The sequence below is a fragment of the Rhizobacter sp. P2_H2 genome, assembly GCF_056403375.1.
On sequence record NZ_JBFUFP010000557.1, the window covers coordinates 1 to 3,583 of the forward strand.

The following is a 3,583-nucleotide window of genomic DNA, read 5'->3' on the forward strand; positions in this document are numbered from 1 at the left end:
ACGGCAGACCGGGCGCATGTCGCGCGTGATCGGTGACCTGCTGGATGTGTCGCGAGTCAATACCGGCAAGCTGCGGCTGGAGTGGGGCGACCTCGACATCGCCGACGTGATCGAGGATTCGCTCGTCAGCTGCCGCCATGCGATGGCCCTGCGAACGCAGTCACTGCAGCTCGAGGTGCCGTCCCCACCGGGCGCCATGTGCGGCGACGCGGTCCGCCTGACCCAGATCCTGAGCAACCTGCTGGGCAACGCGTCCAAGTACACGCCGGCCGGCGGCCAGATCGCCCTCGTCGTGCAACGCACGCCGGACACCGTGGTGTTCACCGTCAGCGACAACGGCATCGGCATCACACAGCAGGCCTTGCTCGAGGTCTTCGACCCGTTCGTGCAGGAGCAGCATGCGGTGAAGTTCAACGGCGTCGGCCTGGGGCTCGGCCTGGCGGTGGTGCGCGAGCTGGCCGAAGCGCATGGCGGCAGCGTCGAGGCGAGCAGCGCCGGGCTCGGGCTGGGCAGCCGCTTCGTCGTCACGATTCCCGCGCGCGCTCGACCGGCTTGAACCGAGGCTCATGATCCCGCAGGCCTGTACCGCCAGGCCAGCACCGCCAGCCCCACCAGCATCGCCAGCCAGGTGCTCGGCTCCGGGATGGGCATCTGGTCGACCGACGACAGGAACAGGATCTCGAAGCTGCCGAACATCGACTGGTTGGACCGGTTGAAGATCGTCAGCGACAGGTGCCCTTGCGGATCGGCGCTGTAGGCGAAGTCGTCCGGCCCCGGCTGGATGCCCAGGAACGGCGCGTGGAAGTCCCGCGGATCCTGGTTCAGGATGTTCGCGATGAGCGTGATGCCGTTGCCCCAGCCCCAGCTCGCGTTGTCGCGGAACGAGAGCGTGGCCGAGTTCGCGATGGTGTCCCGTGGGTTCGGCGTGGTGCCGTAGGACGCCGTCGGCGAGAGCGGCACCGTGGAGTCGAGCGTCAGCAGCCCCGACAGCGTGATGGAGCTGTTCGGGTCGAGCGTGAAGGCGCGTTGCCAATCGAGGTGGACATCCGCCGAGTCGCCCATCTTCGGGCGCGACACCTCGGAATGCAGGTGCCCCGGCTCCACCGTCACATGGGCCGACGGCGCATCGGCCGCCACCCGGTCGACGCCGCGGCTGTAGTTGCCGAACGGCTGGGTGCCGATGGCGCTGCCGGCGAGACGTTGCGAATCGAAGGAGGTCTCGCGATACGAGGTCGACTGGTCCGCCCAGTAGTGGATCGCCGTCGTCGAACCGGAGAAGGTGTTGGGCGTGATCCAGTGGCCCACGGTGCCGGGCGGGGAACTCGCGTCGGTGGACAGCCCGGTGAGCGGGTCGAGCCGGAAGTCGACGCTGACGTCGCCGGCGCGGGCCAGGCCGACCAGCCCGACGGCCGCCAGCGCGATGAGCAGGTTGCGGGTCTTCATGCGAGGCCTCCGGCGGCGGTGGGGGTGGATGACGGGTTGGACGACGCCTTGCGCCGCCAGGCCAGCAGCCCCAGGCCCAGCAGCATGGCCGCCGCGGTCGACGGCTCCGGGATCGGCGAGATGAACGGCGCCACGGCGAACGCCCCGAAGGACAGGCTCGTGAACATCAGCTCGTCGGAATGGTTGAACAGGGTCAGCGACAGGTGGCCCTGCTCGTCGCTGCTGTAGGCGAAGTCGTCCACCGACCCCACGCGCCCGAGCGACGGAGAGCCGGCGGGCAGCCGCGGGTCGAAGTTCATGATGCGCGCGATGAAGCTGATGCCGTTGATCCACCCACTGCCGTCGCCGAGCGAGCTGTGGAACGAGAGGCCGCCGCGGTTCGCGTACTGCGGGTTCAGGTTGGGCGAGGCCGCGAAGGTGGTCTCCTGCGTGGTCGCCTGGTCCGAGCCGAGGGTGGCCGTGCCGGAGAAGGTGATCGAGGTGTTGGGCAGCAGCGAGAACGTGCGCTCCCAGTTGGCACTGGCGTTGGCTTCGTCCCAGGGATGCTCGCGCGTCACGCCCGCGAGCATGTGGCCGGGCTCGACCAGCGAGTGGGCCGAAGGCGAATCGGCGGCCAGCGCCGGCATGGTCTGCTCGCGCCGCGGGCCGAAGGGATCGCCGTTGCGGTCCGCGAGCGGCAGCCCGGCCGAGGTGTAGGTGTCCTGGTTCCACGACCGGCTCCCGTCGGCCCAGGTGTACCTGACCGTGGTGGAGCCGCTGTAGGAATTCGGCGTGAGCCACTGGCCGACCGTGCCCGGCGTCGAAGCCCCGCTGCCCGACAGGCCCACGATGGGATCGAACTGGAACTCGGCGGAGGATTCGTGGGCCTGGACCGTGGCGGCCATGCCCGCCGAGACCAGCAAAGCGAACAGTGCGGATGTCTTCATCACTCTCTCCCGTGCGTTGACGCAGTCACCGAGGCGGCCCTGGCCCCCTCCTCGGGAAAACCTGCCGACCCGATTGCCGATGCAGGCAGAGAGACGTGTCAGAACTGCAAGGCAGCGGCCGTCACGTTCAATGCCTCGTTGAACTTGCTGGCAGCAAGCAATCGGCATTCCTGCTGACCGCGACATCCCGATCCGTTCTGAGCCGAAGCGCCCCCGGCAACGGCACCGACCGCTTCAGCACCGCCTCCCCCAGCCACGCCGCCGAGCGCGCGGCGCGTGCCGCCACCATCGGCAGCGGCATCTGCTGGTAGTCGTCGTTGAACACCTCGAAGCTGTAGTCGCCGCGGTAACCCAGCCGGTCCAGCCGCAGCACCATCTCGGCGGCCTGCCGGCTGTGCGCGCCTTCGCCGGGGAACACGCGGAAGTGGCGCGCAGTGTCGATGCGCTCCTCGACCGAGCGGATCTCGTTCCACATGAAGTCGGCGAGCTGCACCAGGAAGATCCGTTGCGGGTCGACCTCGTCCAGCAAGTCCAGCGAGGTCTGCATCGCGAACGCGTGGAACGAGTCGAGCGCCAGCCCGAGGTTGGGCATGTCGGCGCGGCAGACCACGTCCCAGGCCACCGGGAACTCGTTGATCGTGCGGCCCCACGACAGCGCCTCGAACGCGATGCGGATGCCGAACGGCACCGCCATCACCGCGAGCCGGCGCAGGTCGCGCGCGATGTCGTCGAGGTCGCTGCTCGCATGGGTCGATGTCGACGAGCACACCAGCAGCACGCGCGAGCCGACTGCCGCGCACAGCGCCATCATCGAGCGCGCGATGTCGATCTTGTACTCGCGCAGGCCGCCTGGCAGCCCCTCGAAGTCGCGCAGCACCTGGAAGCCGGTGACGCGCAGCCCGCTGTCGCGCACCACCTGCACCGCGGCGTCGACGCCGGCCGGGTGGCCGACGAGATCGCGTGCCGACAGCATCACCTGGGTGAACCCGGCGGCCTTCATGGCTCGCAGCTTGTCGGGCAGGCTGCCGGCCAGCGAGATGGTGTCCATGCCGAAGTCGTCGACGTTGCCGGTGAACTGGCTCATGGTCGTCTCCTCCTCACGGCGCGTCGCCGGGCTGGTCGTGCACCAGCTCGAAGCTCACGCTGCCGAGCTCGCTGTGCGTCAGCGCGCCGCGCGGCCCCGGTGCGGCGGCGGGCGTCTCGTTGAACAGCAC

General features: G+C 69.3%; 4 protein-coding genes. 1 reads left to right on the top strand and 3 read right to left on the bottom strand.

The genetic code is table 11. From position 1 onward, the window contains the following. Window positions 1-556: sensor histidine kinase (locus AC1D15_RS22370; RefSeq protein WP_477827695.1), on the top strand; the 556-nt coding region annotated here is incomplete at its 5' end. 8 nt (window positions 557-564) lie between these two features. Here the strand turns inward: AC1D15_RS22370 and AC1D15_RS22375 are convergent. The 3 genes from AC1D15_RS22375 to AC1D15_RS22385 form a co-directional block, all read right to left on the bottom strand. Further along, window positions 565-1,443 (bottom strand): PEP-CTERM sorting domain-containing protein, encoded by an 879-nt coding sequence (locus AC1D15_RS22375; RefSeq protein ID WP_477827696.1) that lies wholly within the window; start codon window positions 1,441-1,443, stop codon window positions 565-567. Next, complete coding sequence (locus AC1D15_RS22380) at window positions 1,440-2,369, bottom strand: PEP-CTERM sorting domain-containing protein (RefSeq protein WP_477827697.1); 930 nt, start codon at window positions 2,367-2,369, stop codon at window positions 1,440-1,442. The genes AC1D15_RS22375 and AC1D15_RS22380 overlap by 4 nt, the downstream gene beginning before the upstream one ends. 127 nt (window positions 2,370-2,496) lie before the next feature. After that, window positions 2,497-3,453: a sugar phosphate isomerase/epimerase family protein gene (locus tag AC1D15_RS22385; RefSeq protein ID WP_477827698.1), complete on the bottom strand. Its 957-nt coding sequence runs from the start codon at window positions 3,451-3,453 to the stop codon at window positions 2,497-2,499. Between the last annotated feature and the right edge of the window lie 130 nt (window positions 3,454-3,583).

Coding starts and splice junctions, on each gene's coding strand:
- AC1D15_RS22375 (WP_477827696.1), bottom strand. CDS start 1,443: ATGAAGACCCGCAACCTGCTCATCGCGCTGGCGGCCGTCGGGCTGGTC.
- AC1D15_RS22380 (WP_477827697.1), bottom strand. CDS start 2,369: ATGAAGACATCCGCACTGTTCGCTTTGCTGGTCTCGGCGGGCATGGCC.
- AC1D15_RS22385 (WP_477827698.1), bottom strand. CDS start 3,453: ATGAGCCAGTTCACCGGCAACGTCGACGACTTCGGCATGGACACCATC.